Annotated in this window: 17 protein-coding genes and 1 pseudogene; 13 read left to right on the top strand and 5 right to left on the bottom strand. The window is 36.8% G+C overall.

Annotated features, from left to right (window positions below; genetic code table 11):
* Positions 1 to 151 precede the first annotated feature (151 nt).
* A complete protein-coding gene (locus ACG9ZL_RS02535; protein WP_419358948.1) occupies positions 152 to 670 on the top strand; it encodes an exonuclease in 519 nt (172 codons plus the stop codon).
* A 56-nt stretch (positions 671 to 726) separates the two neighbouring features.
* Here ACG9ZL_RS02535 and ACG9ZL_RS02540 read toward each other — a convergent pair whose 3' ends face one another.
* Complete coding sequence (locus ACG9ZL_RS02540) at positions 727 to 2037, bottom strand: tetratricopeptide repeat protein (protein ID WP_419358950.1); 1311 nt, start codon at positions 2035 to 2037, stop codon at positions 727 to 729.
* Between the two features lie 415 nt (positions 2038 to 2452).
* On the opposite strand from ACG9ZL_RS02540, the gene ACG9ZL_RS02545 reads away from it, so the two are divergent.
* The 8 genes and pseudogenes from ACG9ZL_RS02545 to ACG9ZL_RS02580 all read left to right on the top strand — a co-directional run bounded on the left by ACG9ZL_RS02545 (position 2453) and on the right by ACG9ZL_RS02580 (position 8618).
* Positions 2453 to 2845 carry a hypothetical protein gene (locus ACG9ZL_RS02545; protein WP_166783054.1) on the top strand — a complete coding sequence of 131 codons (393 nt, stop codon included), beginning with the start codon at positions 2453 to 2455 and terminating at the stop codon, positions 2843 to 2845.
* A gap of 106 nt (positions 2846 to 2951) precedes the next feature.
* Positions 2952 to 3929, top strand: a complete 978-nt coding sequence (gene glyQ / locus ACG9ZL_RS02550) for a glycine--tRNA ligase subunit alpha (RefSeq protein WP_004718182.1) — start codon at positions 2952 to 2954, stop codon at positions 3927 to 3929.
* Positions 3929 to 5998 carry a glycine--tRNA ligase subunit beta gene (gene glyS, locus ACG9ZL_RS02555; protein WP_419358952.1) on the top strand — a complete coding sequence of 690 codons (2070 nt, stop codon included), beginning with the start codon at positions 3929 to 3931 and terminating at the stop codon, positions 5996 to 5998. The genes glyQ and glyS overlap by 1 nt, the downstream gene beginning before the upstream one ends.
* Before the next feature lie 2 nt (positions 5999 to 6000).
* Complete coding sequence (locus tag ACG9ZL_RS02560) at positions 6001 to 6594, top strand: DUF6036 family nucleotidyltransferase (protein ID WP_004718185.1); 594 nt, start codon at positions 6001 to 6003, stop codon at positions 6592 to 6594.
* A 5-nt stretch (positions 6595 to 6599) separates the two neighbouring features.
* On the top strand, positions 6600 to 6989 hold the full coding sequence (locus tag ACG9ZL_RS02565; RefSeq protein ID WP_004718187.1) for a hypothetical protein: 390 nt from the start codon (positions 6600 to 6602) through the stop codon (positions 6987 to 6989).
* Between the two features lie 59 nt (positions 6990 to 7048).
* Positions 7049 to 7132 (top strand): annotated as a pseudogene (locus ACG9ZL_RS02570) (hypothetical protein); the annotation flags it as partial.
* Between the two features lie 74 nt (positions 7133 to 7206).
* The gene (locus ACG9ZL_RS02575) at positions 7207 to 8157 is read left to right on the top strand and encodes a COG2958 family protein (protein ID WP_419358953.1); all 951 of its coding nucleotides are present in this window, start codon (positions 7207 to 7209) and stop codon (positions 8155 to 8157) included.
* A 77-nt stretch (positions 8158 to 8234) separates the two neighbouring features.
* Positions 8235 to 8618, top strand: coding sequence for a hypothetical protein (locus ACG9ZL_RS02580; RefSeq protein WP_419358955.1), 384 nt, complete (start codon positions 8235 to 8237; stop codon positions 8616 to 8618).
* Between the two features lie 53 nt (positions 8619 to 8671).
* Here the strand turns inward: ACG9ZL_RS02580 and ACG9ZL_RS02585 are convergent, their stop codons facing one another.
* The gene (locus ACG9ZL_RS02585; RefSeq protein ID WP_336952238.1) at positions 8672 to 9064 is read right to left on the bottom strand and encodes a hypothetical protein; all 393 of its coding nucleotides are present in this window, start codon (positions 9062 to 9064) and stop codon (positions 8672 to 8674) included.
* 313 nt (positions 9065 to 9377) lie between these two features.
* On the opposite strand from ACG9ZL_RS02585, the gene ACG9ZL_RS02590 reads away from it, so the two are divergent.
* Positions 9378 to 10091 (top strand): hypothetical protein, encoded by a 714-nt coding sequence (locus ACG9ZL_RS02590; protein ID WP_336952239.1) that lies wholly within the window; start codon positions 9378 to 9380, stop codon positions 10089 to 10091.
* A gap of 205 nt (positions 10092 to 10296) precedes the next feature.
* Complete coding sequence (locus ACG9ZL_RS02595) at positions 10297 to 10950, top strand: hypothetical protein (protein WP_419358956.1); 654 nt, start codon at positions 10297 to 10299, stop codon at positions 10948 to 10950.
* 151 nt (positions 10951 to 11101) lie between these two features.
* Here ACG9ZL_RS02595 and ACG9ZL_RS02600 read toward each other — a convergent pair whose 3' ends face one another.
* Positions 11102 to 12058 (bottom strand): 2-hydroxyacid dehydrogenase, encoded by a 957-nt coding sequence (locus tag ACG9ZL_RS02600; RefSeq protein ID WP_419358958.1) that lies wholly within the window; start codon positions 12056 to 12058, stop codon positions 11102 to 11104.
* Positions 12059 to 12093: 35 nt separating this feature from the next.
* Entirely contained in the window at positions 12094 to 12792 is a 699-nt protein-coding gene (locus ACG9ZL_RS02605) for a TetR/AcrR family transcriptional regulator (RefSeq protein WP_056516975.1), read from the bottom strand.
* A gap of 82 nt (positions 12793 to 12874) precedes the next feature.
* On the opposite strand from ACG9ZL_RS02605, the gene ACG9ZL_RS02610 reads away from it, so the two are divergent.
* Positions 12875 to 13978 (top strand): fatty acid desaturase, encoded by a 1104-nt coding sequence (locus ACG9ZL_RS02610; protein WP_419358960.1) that lies wholly within the window; start codon positions 12875 to 12877, stop codon positions 13976 to 13978.
* 122 nt (positions 13979 to 14100) lie between these two features.
* The gene (locus ACG9ZL_RS02615) at positions 14101 to 14544 is read left to right on the top strand and encodes a hypothetical protein (RefSeq protein ID WP_419358962.1); all 444 of its coding nucleotides are present in this window, start codon (positions 14101 to 14103) and stop codon (positions 14542 to 14544) included.
* 77 nt (positions 14545 to 14621) lie between these two features.
* On the opposite strand, the gene ACG9ZL_RS02620 is transcribed toward ACG9ZL_RS02615, so the two are convergent.
* Positions 14622 to 15911: a hypothetical protein gene (locus ACG9ZL_RS02620; RefSeq protein WP_419358964.1), complete on the bottom strand. Its 1290-nt coding sequence runs from the start codon at positions 15909 to 15911 to the stop codon at positions 14622 to 14624.
* Positions 15912 to 15929: the final 18 nt, after the last annotated feature.

Consider the following 15929-nt stretch of genomic DNA (forward strand, 5'->3'; position numbering starts at 1 on the left):
GGATGATTTAAAAATGTTTTTAAATTTATTCAATAATTTATAAGCTATAAATATTAAAAAAGCAAAATACCGATAAAGTTTGTCAGCGATTAAAATCATCATTTATAATGACTTCCACCATAAAAACAATATCTTAAAATAAGGAAAATATATGGCTTATATTATGGTGGACATCGAAGCAGATGGTCCAATTCCCGGTGATTACTCAATGATTGCGCTAGGTGCAGTGTTGGTCGAAGATCACTTACATCAACAATTCTACGGTTTACTTAAACCAATTTCCGAGAATTATATTCCTCAAGCGCTCGCAGTTTCAGGCTTTAGTCGTGAAGATACCCTAAGCTTTAACAATCCTGAGCATGTTATGAAAGACTTTGCCAAGTGGGTGAGCAAAGTCAGTAAAGATCGCCCTATTTTTATTAGCGATAATAATGGTTTTGACTGGAGGTTTGTCTGTTGGTACTTTCATCATTTTACTGGCAGTAATCCGTTTGGATTTAGTTCACAAAATTTAGGCAGTTTGTATAAAGGACTGGTCAAAGATAGCTTTCAAAGTTTTAAGCATTTACGCAAAACAGCACATACCCATAACCCTGTTGACGATGCCAAAGGCAATGCTGAGGCTTTATTGGCATTGAAAAAGGATTATGGATTGAACATTAAGTTTTAGATATAGCTCAGATTAGTGAGCCATGACTCAAGACTAATCTTTGCTAAAGAAAGTTTTTAATACATTCGCTGCATTAATCGCAAATCTTCAGGTTTTGGAATCTCACCTGTTTGTCCTAAAGCATGATATTTTTTAGTTAAATCTTCACGAACTAACTTCGCTTTTTCAGGATTTTTAGCAATGCCTTTGATTCCATTTTCCAAACGATCTAAAAAGTAGATACCCACTAATATATTGTCCTGTTCATAATATTTTTGATACAACTCCATCGCTCTTTTTGGATCTGCCTTGATCAAATTCCCTTGCTCATAATAGAGTGGTAGGTTCAACTGTGCGCGTTCATGCCCTGCTTCAGCTGCTTTTGCCAACCACTCCATTGAAAGTTGAGGATTGTAAATTTTCCACTGCTCCTGAGCATATAATTCTGACAAAGTAAAATAAGCAGATTTTGGGTCTTGATCATGCTTTGCGTTTTCAGTTTCTTCAAATAACTCTATTTCATAAGTCAGATCTTCAAACTTTTTATCCGTTTTTAATAATCTTACAATTGCCTGTTGTGCTGGAATGTTATTTTCATCTGCTCGGGTCGCAATTTTGTAATAATTCATAGCTTCACCCAAATGTGCTTTTAAATAAGGCTTTTGTTCTGCCATTTGTCCCATCATAAAACCGACAAAACCACCTGCATCAAATTGTAACGAATAGATACGCCAAGCTTTTTTCCAATATTTTAAAGCCTTTGCTTCATTCACCTCTGTGCCTATACCATACGCATAGGCATAACTTAAATATGCCCATATTGGAGTTGGATAATCATCATTATCCCCCATGTGTTTTTCGATGGTATGAAATATACGAACTGCTGTTTCTTTTCTATCTGGATCAGCACAATGCTGATTAAGCACAGGGTAGAAAATATAGGCTTCTGAATTTCTCTTTCCAACTGCATCAAGCAGCAACTCAAAAGCCTGTTGTTGATCAATAGCAACTTTATCGCCGTAATATAATTTTTGTGCTTTAACCATTAGGTTATAGGCTTCTAATTCTTCAGGCTCTACTTCAGATACATCTTTTTGGGTCGGTTTCATCTGCTTTTTCTGTTCTTCTGAGAGCCCCAATTGACCAAATAAAGTCTCTAAAGTTTGATTAATCATTTTTGCATTTGGATAACCATCTATGGGTGATTGAACATACAACTCCCACAATACTTTTTGATCAAATCCTTTATTTATTTGATAAAACTCTTTAAAAATAGGCGCTGTTTGTGGGGCGAAACAAGGGGCTTCTTCTATATTTACTGCATAACTTGATGTTGTAGATATAAAACCTAAAGTCGCTATGCTCATAAAATAATTGAATTTTTTCATATTAAGATTGCTCATTTTGATATAAAAATTAAATTTATAAATTTTTAAAAAAGTATTTTTCAAATTATATATAAAATAATTCAATTAGTTAATTTTATTTTAAAACAAATTATTCAATATTTTGACAAGAACCGCTAGCATTGAAAAACCCTGCAGTTTGAAAATTAAGTTTTGATTGGTCTTTTCTAATTTTGCTACAGCCCAATAATGATCTTGTGCATTTTATCATCCTCTAAATTCGCCCCTATGATTTCTAAATAATTCATTTACTTAACATTGAATGAAGCGTTGTGACATCGTCATGATGAACTTCCGACATTCAGCTTTTGAAGCGCCCTCTACCTTTACAAAGTTCATGAATATAAATTTTTTATGTTAATATCAAACATATAATTTAACTTATTTAATTTTACCAATGAACAAAATAATCCATTTCATCATTTTAACTTCTTCTTTTTACCTTGCTGCATGTAGTACATCAAATGAACCTGTAATTTTAGAAACAAAGCAAATTGCAATGACGGGCGAACCATCAAGCACACTTGAACTTACGCTGATTAAAAAAGATAAAATCTGCATCTTAAAAGCAAAAACCACTTCTAAAAATATACCAACAATAGAAAAAGATTGGGCTTTTTTTAGGGATGATCTCATTTTAATATCTGAAAATTCAAGCTCGGAACCCGTAATCAATAGTGATGCTCCAGATGCAAAAATTGAAGAGCACATTGAGGAAATGAAAATAAGAAAAGAGGCCAAAGAAATGAAAAGTTTTATCTCAAAAGAAAATCTGAAAAAATGCACATAAGTTGATCTGCGATAAGAATCAATATTTATAGACTAACCTTTGCCACACCTCCCCAAAATCCTTATACTTAGAACCAATTTTTTCTAATACTTATAGTGGATGCTGCATGAGTCGCGCCATATCGCATATTGATACATTCCAAGGCTTAATTCTTGCCTTACAAAACTACTGGGCTGAACAAGGTTGTGTGGTGTTACAGCCTTACGATATGGAAATGGGCGCAGGGACATTTCACACTGCAACATTCTTACGTGCGCTTGGGCCAGAAACATGGAACGCAGCATACGTTCAACCCTCACGTCGTCCTAAAGACGGTCGTTATGGCGAAAACCCAAACCGTTTACAACACTACTATCAATTCCAAGTGGTGCTTAAACCGAACCCTGACAATATCCAACAACTGTATCTAGACTCTTTAGAAGCGATTGGTATTGACACGCTTACACATGACATTCGTTTTGTAGAAGACAACTGGGAATCTCCAACATTGGGCGCTTGGGGCTTAGGTTGGGAAGTGTGGTTAAACGGTATGGAAGTGACTCAGTTTACTTACTTCCAACAAGTCGGTGGGGTTGAATGCTACCCAGTCACAGGTGAAATCACTTACGGTCTTGAACGTCTGGCAATGTACTTACAAGGCGTCGATTCAGTTTATGATTTGGTTTGGACCAAAGGTCAATTTGGTACAGTCACCTACGGTGATGTGTTCCATCAAAATGAAGTAGAGCAATCAACTTATAACTTTGAATATGCCAACGTTGAAAAAATGTTTGAACTCTTCGATTTTTATGAAGCTGAAGCAACCCGTTTAATGGAAGCGGAACTCCCACTTCCAGCATATGAGCAAGTCATCAAAGCATCACACAGCTTTAACTTACTCGATGCACGTGGTGCTATTTCTGTCACTGAGCGTCAACGTTATATTTTACGTGTGCGTACTTTGGCACGCTCTATTGCACAAAGCTATGTGGCTGCTCGTGCCAAACTCGGTTTCCCAATGGCTGAACCGCATTTACGTGACGAAGTGCTTGCACAGTTAAAGGCACAAGTTGAAGCAGAAGCAAAAGCTGAGGAGAATAAATAATGTCTAAACATACAGTTTTATTCGAACTTGGCTGTGAAGAATTACCGCCTAAAAGCTTAAAGACCTTACGTGATGCATTACAAGCTGAAACGGTTAAAGGTTTAAAAGACGCAGGTTTGGCATTTGATTCAATTGAAGCTTATGCAGCACCACGTCGTTTGGCATTAAAAATTGTCAATGTTGATGGTGCACAAGCAGACACTCAAAAGCGTTTTGATGGCCCTGCCCTACAAGCTGCTTATGATGCAGAAGGCAAACCAACCAAAGCCTTAGAAGGCTTTATGCGTGGTCAAGGCATTACTGCGGATCAAGTATCGACTTTCCAAGCAGGTAAAGTTGAAAAAGTTTGTTATTTAAAAGATGTGAAAGGTCAAAGTCTTGACGCTTTACTTCCACAAATTTTACAAACAGCACTAGATAACTTACCCATCGCAAAACGTATGCGTTCTGCGGCAAGCCGTACTGAATTTGTTCGTCCAGTGAAATGGGTCGTCTTGTTAAAAGACAATGATGTGATTGATGCAACGATTCAGGATCATAAAGCGGGTAATCTGACCTATGGTCATCGTTTCCATGCGCCTGAAGCGATTTCATTAACAAATTCAGATGATTATTTACCGAAATTAAAAGCAGCACATGTCGTAGCTTCTTTTGAAGAGCGTCAAGCGATCATTGACCAACAAGTTAAAGCTTTGGCTGATGAAGTCAATGCGATTGCCATCGTTCCTGCGGACCTGCGTGATGAAGTCACCGCATTGGTTGAATGGCCTGTTGCGTTACGTGCAAGCTTTGAAGAACGTTTCCTTGCAGTACCTCAAGAAGCCTTGATCACCACGATGCAAGACAACCAGAAGTATTTCTGTTTGGTCAATGCAGCGCATAAATTACAGCCTTATTTCATTACTGTTTCCAATATTGAGTCTAAAGATCCAACTCAAATTATTGAAGGCAATGAAAAAGTGGTACGCCCTCGTTTGTCTGATGCAGAGTTTTTCTTCTTACAAGACCAAAAGCAACCGCTTGCTTCTCGTAAAGAAAAATTAGCCAATATGGTATTCCAAGCACAATTGGGTACACTTTGGAACAAGTCTGAACGTATTGCAAAATTGGCTGTGGCATTATCTGCAATCACAGGTGCAAATTCTGTAGATGCTGAAAAAGCTGCTCTGCTTGCAAAATGTGACTTAACTTCAGAGTTAGTCGGAGAATTTCCTGAACTTCAAGGGATCGCGGGAACTTATTACGCACGTATTGAAGGCGAAAATGATGAAGTTGCTGAAGCTTTAGGTGAACAATATTTACCTAAGTTCGCTGGCGATGTTCTACCAAAAACAAAAACAGGTACAACCATTGCCCTTGCTGATCGTTTAGATACCCTCACAGGTATTTTCGGGATTGGTCAAGCACCGACAGGTTCGAAAGATCCATTTGCTTTACGTCGTTCTGCGATTGGTATCTTACGTTTGGTGACTGAAAATAATCTTGATGTTTCGATTGAAGAACTGATCAAGCTTGCTTTGGCTGCTTATGGCGATGTATTGAAAGATCATGCGAAGACTTTAGCCGATGCTGTCGCATTCCTTGAAGGTCGTTACCGTGCTAAGTACGAAGACCAAGGTGTTGCCGTTGATGTGATTCAGGCTGTTCAAGCACTTTCTCCAAAATCTCCACTTGATTTTGATAAGCGTGTGACGGCGGTAAATCATTTCCGTGACTTGCCAGAAGCTGCTGCTTTGGCTGCTGCCAATAAGCGTGTTGCCAATATCTTGGCAAAAGAAGCTGCACCTACAGGTGAGGTTGTTGAAGCTAAATTGCTTGAAGATGCTGAAAAAGCGCTTTATACCGAGATTCAAAATATCAAACCTGCACTTCAACCACTTTTGGACGCGAAAGACTATACCACTGCGCTTTCTAAGTTGGCTGCGCTTCGTGCACCGATTGATGCATTCTTTGAGAATGTGATGGTCATGGCAGATGATGCAGAACTCAAAGCAAACCGTTTACGTTTACTTACACAGTTACGTGACTTGTTTACAAGCGTTGCAGATATTTCGGTGTTACAGCACTAAGTATGACGATCTATAGTAATTCTCCAATTACTATCGCTATTCTCAAGCTCTTTCAAGAGCTTGAGAATTACATATCCAAAAATCATAAGAATCTACCTAATGGCGCTGTAAAAGCATTTATTTTTGGTGGTTGTGCATTTCATATTCATACCAATGCTCGTGGTAGCAATGATATAGATGCTGAAATTCAGGCAATCCAGCAATTAAAGAAACACGATATAGTTTTGTTTTTAGAAAATAATGACGTTGAATATTTAGATGATAATAATCTTGAAACTAATTTAGAGTTTGATCGTAGTTTTAACACCAGCCTTGCATCTGTCGACCCTGACTATCCTGAAAGAGCGATTCCTTTAGTTGCCAATAGCATTGTTGAAGTTTATTTAGTATCCGGTTTAGATTTAGCCATTTCAAAACTTGCTCGTTTATCTGATAGAGATATCGAAGACATCAAAAAATTATACCTTAATGGTAAGTTTTCTCTTGAAGCGTTTAAAAAATCAGCGAATAATGCTGAAATGTACTATGCGACTCCTGAACAATTACACTCGAATATTCAATATATCGTGTCAATCCTTTCGGAGTTAAGAGGTTAACTCATATGATGAATCAGGTAGAGTTTGAACATGCTTTGAATACGTTGTTAAAACAACCATTATCATCGGCAACATTTAGTGAAGTGAAACCAGTTGCTGAAGCTTTACTCTATTCAGAGCTTTTACCTTCTATAACAAATAATCTAAGTACACTTGAAACACGCCGTTTAGTTTTCTTACTTGAAAAATTTAGACGCTATTCGTGTTCTAGCGTGTCTCGTAGACAACAGTTAAAGTCTTTTTCAAATGATTTGTCTTTACAGACCACTCATCTTGACTCAAGCCACTTGGTTGATCCTCTAGCGCAAAGATTTGGTTTAGATGAAGATTTAAATCATTTAAAATCACAATTACTCACACTTCAAACACGCCATTATCATCAAGAGCATGGGTAAAAATCATTTGTTCTGTTGTCTTTTACATTAGGCGACGAATACGTTCTTTGAGAATCAGGGATTCAGAGTTGGGAGCAAACCGTTTACGTTTACTTGCACAGTTACGTGACTTGTTTACAAGTGTTGCAGAAATTTCAGTGTGAAAGCATTAAGTTGAATAATTGAAATAAATCTAAAACCCTGCTATTAATTAGTAGGTTTTTTTTAATATATAATCATGAAATTATCACAGGCACAAAAAGCATTAGAATTTTTAAAATCTAATCCAAACCAAAAATTTACAGCTAGATTTATTGCTGGTAAGTTAATTACTAACTACCCTCAAGATTATATCGAGAAAAGGAAGAATATTAAGTTTGAAAATAATGAAGGGGCTTTTAAACAACAAATTATTCGAGAGTTATATCGTATTTTTCCAGACTTAATTCAAAATAATCCTTGTATAAAGTATCAAGAAAAACCTAGTCCTCGCCAATATTGGTATGAGCCCAGTTCAAATCTTTCTACACCAACAAAATTTGACTCGCAAAATTCGTTGAATATTGATATAGAAGATAATACTTCTTTTTCAAATCAAGAAAAAATATTTTCAGAACATGATTTATATCCGGTATTAATAGAATATCTCTCTAAAGAGCTACAATTATTTAGTCTACGTATTGATGAAAAAAAATCATCAAATAATCGTGGTCAAAATGGCAATCAATGGTTGCATCCTGATCTTGTAGCCATGCAACCTCTTGATAAAAAATGGCATGAATTAATTAAGACTTGTGTAAAACATGGTTCAGGTCAAAATGTTCGTTTATGGTCATTTGAAGTTAAAAAAGAACTAAATAGTTCTAATATCCGTAGTAGTTTTTTCCAAGCCGTTAGCAATTCAAGCTGGGCAAATGAAGGATATTTAGTTGCAACATCTATTTCAACAGCTGAAGTAGAAGAAGAATTACGTATGCTCTCAGCTTTACATGGTATTGGAGTAATTTTATTAATTCCCGATAATCCAACAGAAAGTGAAATTTTATTACCTGCGCGCCGTAAACCAGAAGTTGATTGGCAATCAATCAACCGGATATTAAATGAAAATGCCGATTTTAAAAATTTTATAGAACTAGTTTCTATCTATTATCAAACAGGAAGAATCAGACTACAAGATTGGAATCATTAACACTTTTACACACTATTCATAATATTAATTTTATTGTGAATTTTCTATACTTCCAAAAACGCTGATGATCCTAAATTATGAAATTAGTTCTAATTTTAACTACTGCTTCTTTTTTACTTCCCCTCACCGCCTGCTCAACCACACTCATCAATCCAAACGCTCCAACTGTTTTAGAACAACATAAAAATATCTCTGCTGAACCAAGCACAAAACATAACCTTGCCAAACTCATCAAACAAACAGACAACTGTCTCATCGAATTTACTGGCAACTTTGAAACGGGTAAAGCCACAGAATATTGGATTTTTAAAGGTGATCAGCTCATCTCTGCATTTTCAAATGTAGATGCTGAAGTCGAAAATAAACAAACTGTTTTTGACCCAAAAGATGCTGAAAAGCAAAAAAACTTCAACTCACTTAAAAATAACTTTAAAATATCAAATCTTGAAAAATGTAATTAATCTCAGTACTTCGCTTTAATACTTCGTTGAAGCTAAAAGGGCTAAATACAAAGTTATTTCGCTCTTTTAGCCACATAATTCACAGGATATATCCAAATGAGAACGCCAATCAATCCAATCACAGCAAAAATGAAACTATTTGGAAGGTAATTAGCAAACCAATAATAAATTGGATTTAATCCCAATTTAAACGAATTCATCATTGTGTATAGCATTGCAATTATTAGCACATGGGGCAAAATCAAATGCCCAATAAATAGCTGATATTTCTTAAAATATTTTGCAAAATAAAAGCTTGGAATCAAGTAAATTAAAAATACTGCGCCCATAATGCCCCAACCCATTATTTGATGGCTGGAAGACAGTTCATCGCCACAACCACAGGCAAAACTCGGTTTTAAACTCAATATAAAGGTGAGAAATATCAGGATTATTATATTTTTCATTATGATGATTAAATCAACAATTTAACCCAAAGCTTATGTCGTTTTTGTTTTAATAACAAGCTGGAAATTATTACAGAAAATTCTTTTATCATCATTCTCACATTCTTATAAGCATCAGAATTTAAAAAATAAAAATTGCAAAGACTCCCAAACACGTTTAGTCGTAACATTCATTCACAATTCTTACACTATTGTTAAAACTCTGTAGATAAGCTGTTGCTGTTTTATCTCAAAGACTATTTTTATACATATTTCACATTATTATAGGCAACACTCAAACTTGAACTCATTCAGGTACAGGATAAAACTAATTATGAAAATGCTTAAAACAACAGTGATCGCCACAGCACTTCTTGCCAGCTCTCCTCTTTTTGCCAATACAGATGTAAGTGCAAATGCTTCTGCTGAAGTCGGAACCAATGGAGGCATTCTAAGCAACATTGGTCAAGGTATCCATAACACTGCAGATAAAGTTGGTAATGGAATTGAAAAAGGTGTTGATAAAACCCGTGATGTGTCTAAAGACGCTTGGGATGGCACTAAGAATACTGCTGCTAAAGTAGGTACAGGAATTGAAAAAGGTGTCGATAAGACCCGTGATGTTTCTAAAGAGGCATGGGATGGCACTAAAAATGTTGCTGATAAAGTCGGGACAGGTGTAGAAAAAGGTGTCGATAAGACCCGTGATGTTTCTAAAGATGCATGGGACGGCACTAAACATGCTGCTGATAAAGTTGGAACGGGTGTGGAAACAGGCATAGACAAAGGTAAAGTTGCAACGAAAGGTGCGTGGGAGAATACCAAAAAACTAAGTTCTGAAGCTGGGCATAACACCAAAGAAGCAGCGGTTAAAGTAAAAGACAAAACCAAATCAGCAACAAGTAAAACTTGGCAGAAAACCAAAGATCTAGTTAAACCTAAACCAGCAAATACAGGTGCAAAAGTAAATTCACAAACCCATGTAAAAACACCAGTAGGTAGCGCTAAAGTCGCCGTATCTACAGACGCTAAGGTTGCTACAAAATAATTTAAACTTAATGCCCATTTAGAAAAGCTCACTCAGGTGAGCTTTTCTTATACATCAGCCAGTAATATGCTATGCAATGTATACATATGTTTTCTTGCTGTAGGATTCTTCTTTCAATTTTACTTTTTATCTAAATAAAACAGTATGATAACCCCAATCCACACTGAGCGAATCGCTACAATCATCATAAAGGGATCAAAACATCATGAAGATGATCAAAAGTCTATGTGTGATCACTGCAATACTTGCAACACCATCAGTCTATGCGCAAACCAATACTCAAAATCAAACCCAGCCATATGGTGATAATCCAAATATTTTTAAAGTATTGGCACATAAGACCGGTGAAGCTGTACAGAATACCGCTGAAAAAGTAGGTGATGCGACCGAAAAAGGAATTCAAAAAATTAAACCGTCTTTGGATGAAACCATTGAAAATACCAAAAAATATACCACTGAAAAAGCCACCGAGGCTCGTGATAGTACCCGCCAAGGCATCGATACTGCGGTAAAAAAGGTTGAGCAAACTAAAGATCGAGTAATGGGTAAAACCAGTTTAAATGTACCGATTGAACAAGGCAGTTTAAGTCAGTCTTCGACCACACCCAATACGACGAATACTGTAACTGCTGCAACTACAGCAAACGTTCAAAATACGCCGATCACCACACAACCTGTTCAACCCGCAGTTCAAAATCAATTACCCAACAATGGGCAAGAAGAACCTGAAATTAAAAAACAGTCATTACCAATCGAAAACCAAGAACGTGATGTCAACACCAATACCACTGGTTCAAAAGATACCAACTCAACCAATACGCAAAGTTCAACAGATGATGAGGTTGGTGTACCAAGATAATCAATTAAACACACTTAATTCTTAGCACGCCACACCTTACGCTACCTATGCTCAAGGTGATAGCAGTAAAACGAATATCGCTATTTAATAGTGTTTTTAACTCTACCTTTTAATCGCACCTTTTTTTAATTGTGCTTTTAAATTAGGGCCTTTATTCATTCACTTGACGAATCACTTTACCCTGCTTAAATGCTTCAACATTTTCAAGCATTTGATTCACAATACGTTGACGTGCATCTACACTGCCCCACGCACTATGCGGTGTGATAATCAGGTTTGGAATATCTTCTGCTAGTAATACATTTCCGTGTGTCGGCGGTTCGACAGAAAGTACATCAGTTGCCGCACCTGCAATTTTGCCTTGTCTTAATGCATCGGCCAAAGCCTGTTCATTAACGATACCACCGCGGGCACAATTGATTAAAAATGCAGATTTTTTCATTTTATCAAATGCTTGGCTATCAATTAAATCACATGTTTCATCTGTTAGAGGACAATGCAGAGAAAGAAAATCGACTTGCGCAAGCAATTCGGCAAAAGGTATTCGATCCTTATGCGTTGGTCGATTGGGTAATGATGTGACCAAAATTTTCATCCCAAAAGCTTCTGCCAACTTGGCAACCGCTTGACCCAGCTCACCATAACCAATGATGCCAAGAGTTTTCCCAGATAATTCAACAATTGGAAAATCCAGTAAGCAGAAAATTGGCGATTTGTTCCATTCGCCTTGTTTAACTGCATGCTCATATTTGAGTAAAGATGTCGCTAATGCCAACATTAACGTCAGTGTATGCTGTGCAACTGCAGATGTGCCATAGCCCTGACAATTACACACGACAATACCTTTTGATCGTGCAAAATCTAAATCAATATTGTTGGTCCCCGTGGCCGAAATCAAAATTAATTTTAAATTTTTACATTGCTCCATCGCCTCAGCATTCACAATCACTTTGTTGCTGATCACCACGTCTACATGTTGAATGCGTGCTAGAACTTGCTCTGCTGTGGTCGATGGATAAAGTATTAAGTCATCAAAAGCTGCTTTTAGCTGACTAAAATCCAAATCCTGTTTATCTAAAGATTCATAATCTAAAAATACAGCTTTCATTGCTTTTCCTTAATGATAGAGAGCCAGTTTTACGCTTATGAAGCAGATGCTTCTGGAAAACCAAAAGAATTATTCTTTAAAGCCAGTAAGTATGCATTGGTCATACGGTAGGCCTCTTGAATAATGGCTTCAGAAATATAGCTTTCGTTGTAATAACCATGCTTCATACAAGTAAAAACCAATTCCATTAAAATCGTCAATGTATCTGGCTCTTGAGGTACATATTCATCCACTTTAATCATTTCCAGTGCTTTTCGTACGCCATGACTGACTTTTTTTAATTCTATTTGGTATTCCAGATAAGCTTGGCGGGTAAAAGGTCCACTTAAAATCAACAAGCTTGCTGTTTCAGATTCATTAAAATATTTGGCTGTGGTACGAATCATACTTTCTGAGAGTAACTGCCCGTATACTTCTATCGGTGCATTTGGATTTTCCGTCAACACTCGAACAGCCGCCTGTCCGAGTTGTTTAACTAAATCGTTTAAATGCGTCAGTGCAATGTGACGAAAAATATCGTATTTCGTCGGAAAGAATTGATAAATACTGGTCCGTGGAACGCCAGATGCATTGGCAATCTCGGGAATCGAAATCTTTTCAATTCCAATGGATAACAGTAACTCTTGCGTGGTTGCCAGCATCTTATCCATTCTTTTTTGGGAACGTTCTTGTTTTGGTTGACTCACCTTTTTCGTCATTTTTTTTAAAACTGACGTTGACGTTATTTTAATCATCAGATAATCTCTCATAAAAACCAACAAATGTTGGTTTTAAAAACTTCCTTGTAGTACTACAAAAATATAGAGGAAACCGGAGATGAATTTACCCCTTTCCGATGTACAAATGTCCATACAAAGCAAAACTAAACTTTTTGCTGATCCAGAAGATGAACAACGTAGCCACCGAATTCGCAAAGCAATTTTGGAAGCTGGAAATCAATTACGCGAACGTCATCCTTGGCTGGTTCAGCACCAAGACCAAATTGGCCTAGCCATCCTTGCAACAGCTGTAACAGGGATTATTTTCAATATAACACAATACACTCGTGGGAAAATGCCTTGGTACGTGGCAATTCCGCTTTCTGCATTTTGGATGTCGCTCTTACATGAACTAGAGCATGATCTTATTCACCAAATGTATTACCGTAAAAACAAAAAAATCAATGATGCCATGTTGGCAGCCGTTTACGCCTTTCGCCCTAGTACCGTGAACCCGTGGATACGTCGCGAGGTACATTTACATCACCACAAATCATCGGGTACTAAAACAGATTTAGAAGAACGCGGTATTAACAATGGTGATCAATGGGGCTTAAAACGTTTGCTGATGACTGGTGACAATATGTTGGCGATCTATTTACGCCCCATCACCATGATGAAAACCACCAAGCGTTTTATTCATGCGCAAAAGCATTTATCCCAAGCCGCTAAACTCAAATTAAAAGCAAAACTTTCTGCGAGTTATGCACCCTTTGGACATATTCATTATGCCTTATGGCATGGTTTCTTATTGATCAATGCTGCCAAATTGGCAATGAAAGCCGCGGGCATAGCGCAACCTAAAAATAGAGTATGGAGACTTGCAGACAAAACCACAAAGTTTTATGCCGTTAGCATTGCAGCACCAAATTTCTTACGCACCTTAAGTCTGCATTTTACCAGTTCCAATATGCATTATTATGGCGATGTTGAAGATGGCAATATCGTTCAGCAGTGTCAGGTCTGGACAGATTGGCGGATGAAACCTTTACAGGCCTTTTGTTTTAACTTCGCTGGTACACATGCGATTCACCATTTTGTTGTACGTGATCCATTTTATATTCGTCAAGCCATTGCCCAAGACTGCTATCCAGTGATGCAAGCAAATGGGGTCCGTTTTAATGACTTTGGGACGTTTAAACGAGCGAATCGTAGGTTCTAAACTTGATAACTGATATCTTCGTCTTATTCGTTGATAAAAACCTCTGGCATGGATCTTTTATATTTTAAAACACCTGATTACGCCTTATAGTGAATTAAACAATCAACAAATAAGATCTTACAATGAATTGGACAGCTTATCTGTCACTTATGCTCGCTCTGCTTTGTTTTGGCTTATATTCACCAGTCTATGCAAAAGCATATGTTTTACAGTCGATGAATAACATGGACGAAGCTGAGTTTAGAAGTTCTGAGGGAAATGAATTTAAACTGATTAAATTAAATCGGGGTTGTCGTATTCAAGCTCGATATTATTTGGAAATGGAAAATCGTGTGTTTAATTATACTTTCCTTCATCAACCATCCATGAAGCAAAAACTGCTCCATGCCACGCAAAAAACCTTCCGTTATCACTATAAAAACGGTGAAGAAGGTTCTCTGGCAGCAGTGACTGATATTTATCAACATTCCAGCGAAGTCTATAAAGTCAGTGACTTAGAGGTTCAAAATGAATTTAAAAAATATAGCGCGTTATTTCCAATCACCTATTTAAATCAATGTAACTAAAGCTGCATCTGTCTATTTAAATGGCTCAAATGTCAAATCGTTAGACACCAAATGGTGTTTCAGCTCAACCGCTGACTTTAAGCAACCTTAAAGTGGCAAAACTCATTTAAGCTTTCATCATCAAAACTCACCAAACCTTGAATATCACAACTCATATAAAAGTTTTTATAGGTCAACACATAAAAGTCTGTGGTTTTTTTAATCACAATTGGATTCATATCCAAAGACAAAGCTTCATCTTGCTTAAATAATTTGGTCACACGGCGATCATTCATACAAATCAAATAGGTTTGCTTTTTGATTTCTACCTGTGCCAAACCATTATTTTCAACATGTAATGGAATAATGTATTTTCCATTCACATCAATTACTTGTTGATCATAGCTTTCTAGCTTTTGTGTGATCACATTAAATACTAAAATATTGCCAAAACTGTCTTGTAGCTGCGTTTTATCTTCAAAAGCAAAATTGACTTGAATACCCAATTTCTGCAAATCTTGCTCATCGACTCGCTTATTGGTCAATAAAATACGAGTAATGGTCTGTTTTAAACTGGCATCGAAAAAAGTACTGTCGAGTTGGATATCTGTACCTTTTAGAATTTTACCCAAAGCCTCATTATGCGTCCCCAATAAGTGAGCAATCACACTACGATAATAAAATTTGCTGTTTTTCTTTACTTCACGAATCTGCTTATAAAAATAAGTTTGATCGTATTCACGTTCAATAAAATCATGTAGTAACGCAGAGTTGGCTAAAACTGCAATCGCATCATGACCAGTATACGGTAAATGTAACGTATGCAATTGAGGGATCAATGGCTTAATTTTTAAATAATGTTCTTTATCATTTTCAAAATAAGGGTCATAAACAATGATGTATTCACAGTCGGCAACGATATCTTGTGCCTGAATACGCATATCCGCATTTAATTCAGCATCATAGAAATCTGTATAACGCTTGTCCTCAACCTCTAAAGGGTCGATAGAATATTGCGGAACCATGGCAACAACACGATTCATTTTTAAAGCTTTGGCATATTTGATTGCCGCATAGCCACCCATCGAACCGCCATAACCCACGATATTTTTAAATTGTTTTAAAATGGGATCTAGGTGCTCTAACAATGCCACCATGCTTGAAGCAGGAAACCAAGACTTCTGTTTTGGCATAATCCCGACCATAGCATAGTTATATTTCATCAAAGACTTTTCAGCATTGATGGAAAGTCCTTTGGCTCTAGAAATCAAGTCACCAAATGACAGAACTAAAGTGTCAGAATCGCCTTGTAAATAGATTGCTCTAATATGATCATCTTCAAAAATTATTTGCTTATCCATTCGCACACCGAGCACTAGCTCTATCATTGGCTGAAATTAAATAAA

The sequence above is a fragment of the Acinetobacter legionensis genome (assembly GCF_048551735.1).
Taxonomy (GTDB): Bacteria; Pseudomonadota; Gammaproteobacteria; order Pseudomonadales; family Moraxellaceae; genus Acinetobacter.

Coding starts and splice junctions, on each gene's coding strand:
- ACG9ZL_RS02535 (WP_419358948.1), top strand. CDS start 152: ATGGCTTATATTATGGTGGACATCGAAGCAGATGGTCCAATTCCCGGT.
- ACG9ZL_RS02540 (WP_419358950.1), bottom strand. CDS start 2,037: ATGAAAAAATTCAATTATTTTATGAGCATAGCGACTTTAGGTTTTATA.
- ACG9ZL_RS02545 (WP_166783054.1), top strand. CDS start 2,453: ATGAACAAAATAATCCATTTCATCATTTTAACTTCTTCTTTTTACCTT.
- glyQ (WP_004718182.1), top strand. CDS start 2,952: ATGAGTCGCGCCATATCGCATATTGATACATTCCAAGGCTTAATTCTT.
- glyS (WP_419358952.1), top strand. CDS start 3,929: ATGTCTAAACATACAGTTTTATTCGAACTTGGCTGTGAAGAATTACCG.
- ACG9ZL_RS02560 (WP_004718185.1), top strand. CDS start 6,001: ATGACGATCTATAGTAATTCTCCAATTACTATCGCTATTCTCAAGCTC.
- ACG9ZL_RS02565 (WP_004718187.1), top strand. CDS start 6,600: ATGATGAATCAGGTAGAGTTTGAACATGCTTTGAATACGTTGTTAAAA.
- ACG9ZL_RS02575 (WP_419358953.1), top strand. CDS start 7,207: ATGAAATTATCACAGGCACAAAAAGCATTAGAATTTTTAAAATCTAAT.
- ACG9ZL_RS02580 (WP_419358955.1), top strand. CDS start 8,235: ATGAAATTAGTTCTAATTTTAACTACTGCTTCTTTTTTACTTCCCCTC.
- ACG9ZL_RS02585 (WP_336952238.1), bottom strand. CDS start 9,064: ATGAAAAATATAATAATCCTGATATTTCTCACCTTTATATTGAGTTTA.
- ACG9ZL_RS02590 (WP_336952239.1), top strand. CDS start 9,378: ATGAAAATGCTTAAAACAACAGTGATCGCCACAGCACTTCTTGCCAGC.
- ACG9ZL_RS02595 (WP_419358956.1), top strand. CDS start 10,297: ATGAAGATGATCAAAAGTCTATGTGTGATCACTGCAATACTTGCAACA.
- ACG9ZL_RS02600 (WP_419358958.1), bottom strand. CDS start 12,058: ATGAAAGCTGTATTTTTAGATTATGAATCTTTAGATAAACAGGATTTG.
- ACG9ZL_RS02605 (WP_056516975.1), bottom strand. CDS start 12,792: ATGATTAAAATAACGTCAACGTCAGTTTTAAAAAAAATGACGAAAAAG.
- ACG9ZL_RS02610 (WP_419358960.1), top strand. CDS start 12,875: ATGAATTTACCCCTTTCCGATGTACAAATGTCCATACAAAGCAAAACT.
- ACG9ZL_RS02615 (WP_419358962.1), top strand. CDS start 14,101: ATGAATTGGACAGCTTATCTGTCACTTATGCTCGCTCTGCTTTGTTTT.
- ACG9ZL_RS02620 (WP_419358964.1), bottom strand. CDS start 15,911: ATGATAGAGCTAGTGCTCGGTGTGCGAATGGATAAGCAAATAATTTTT.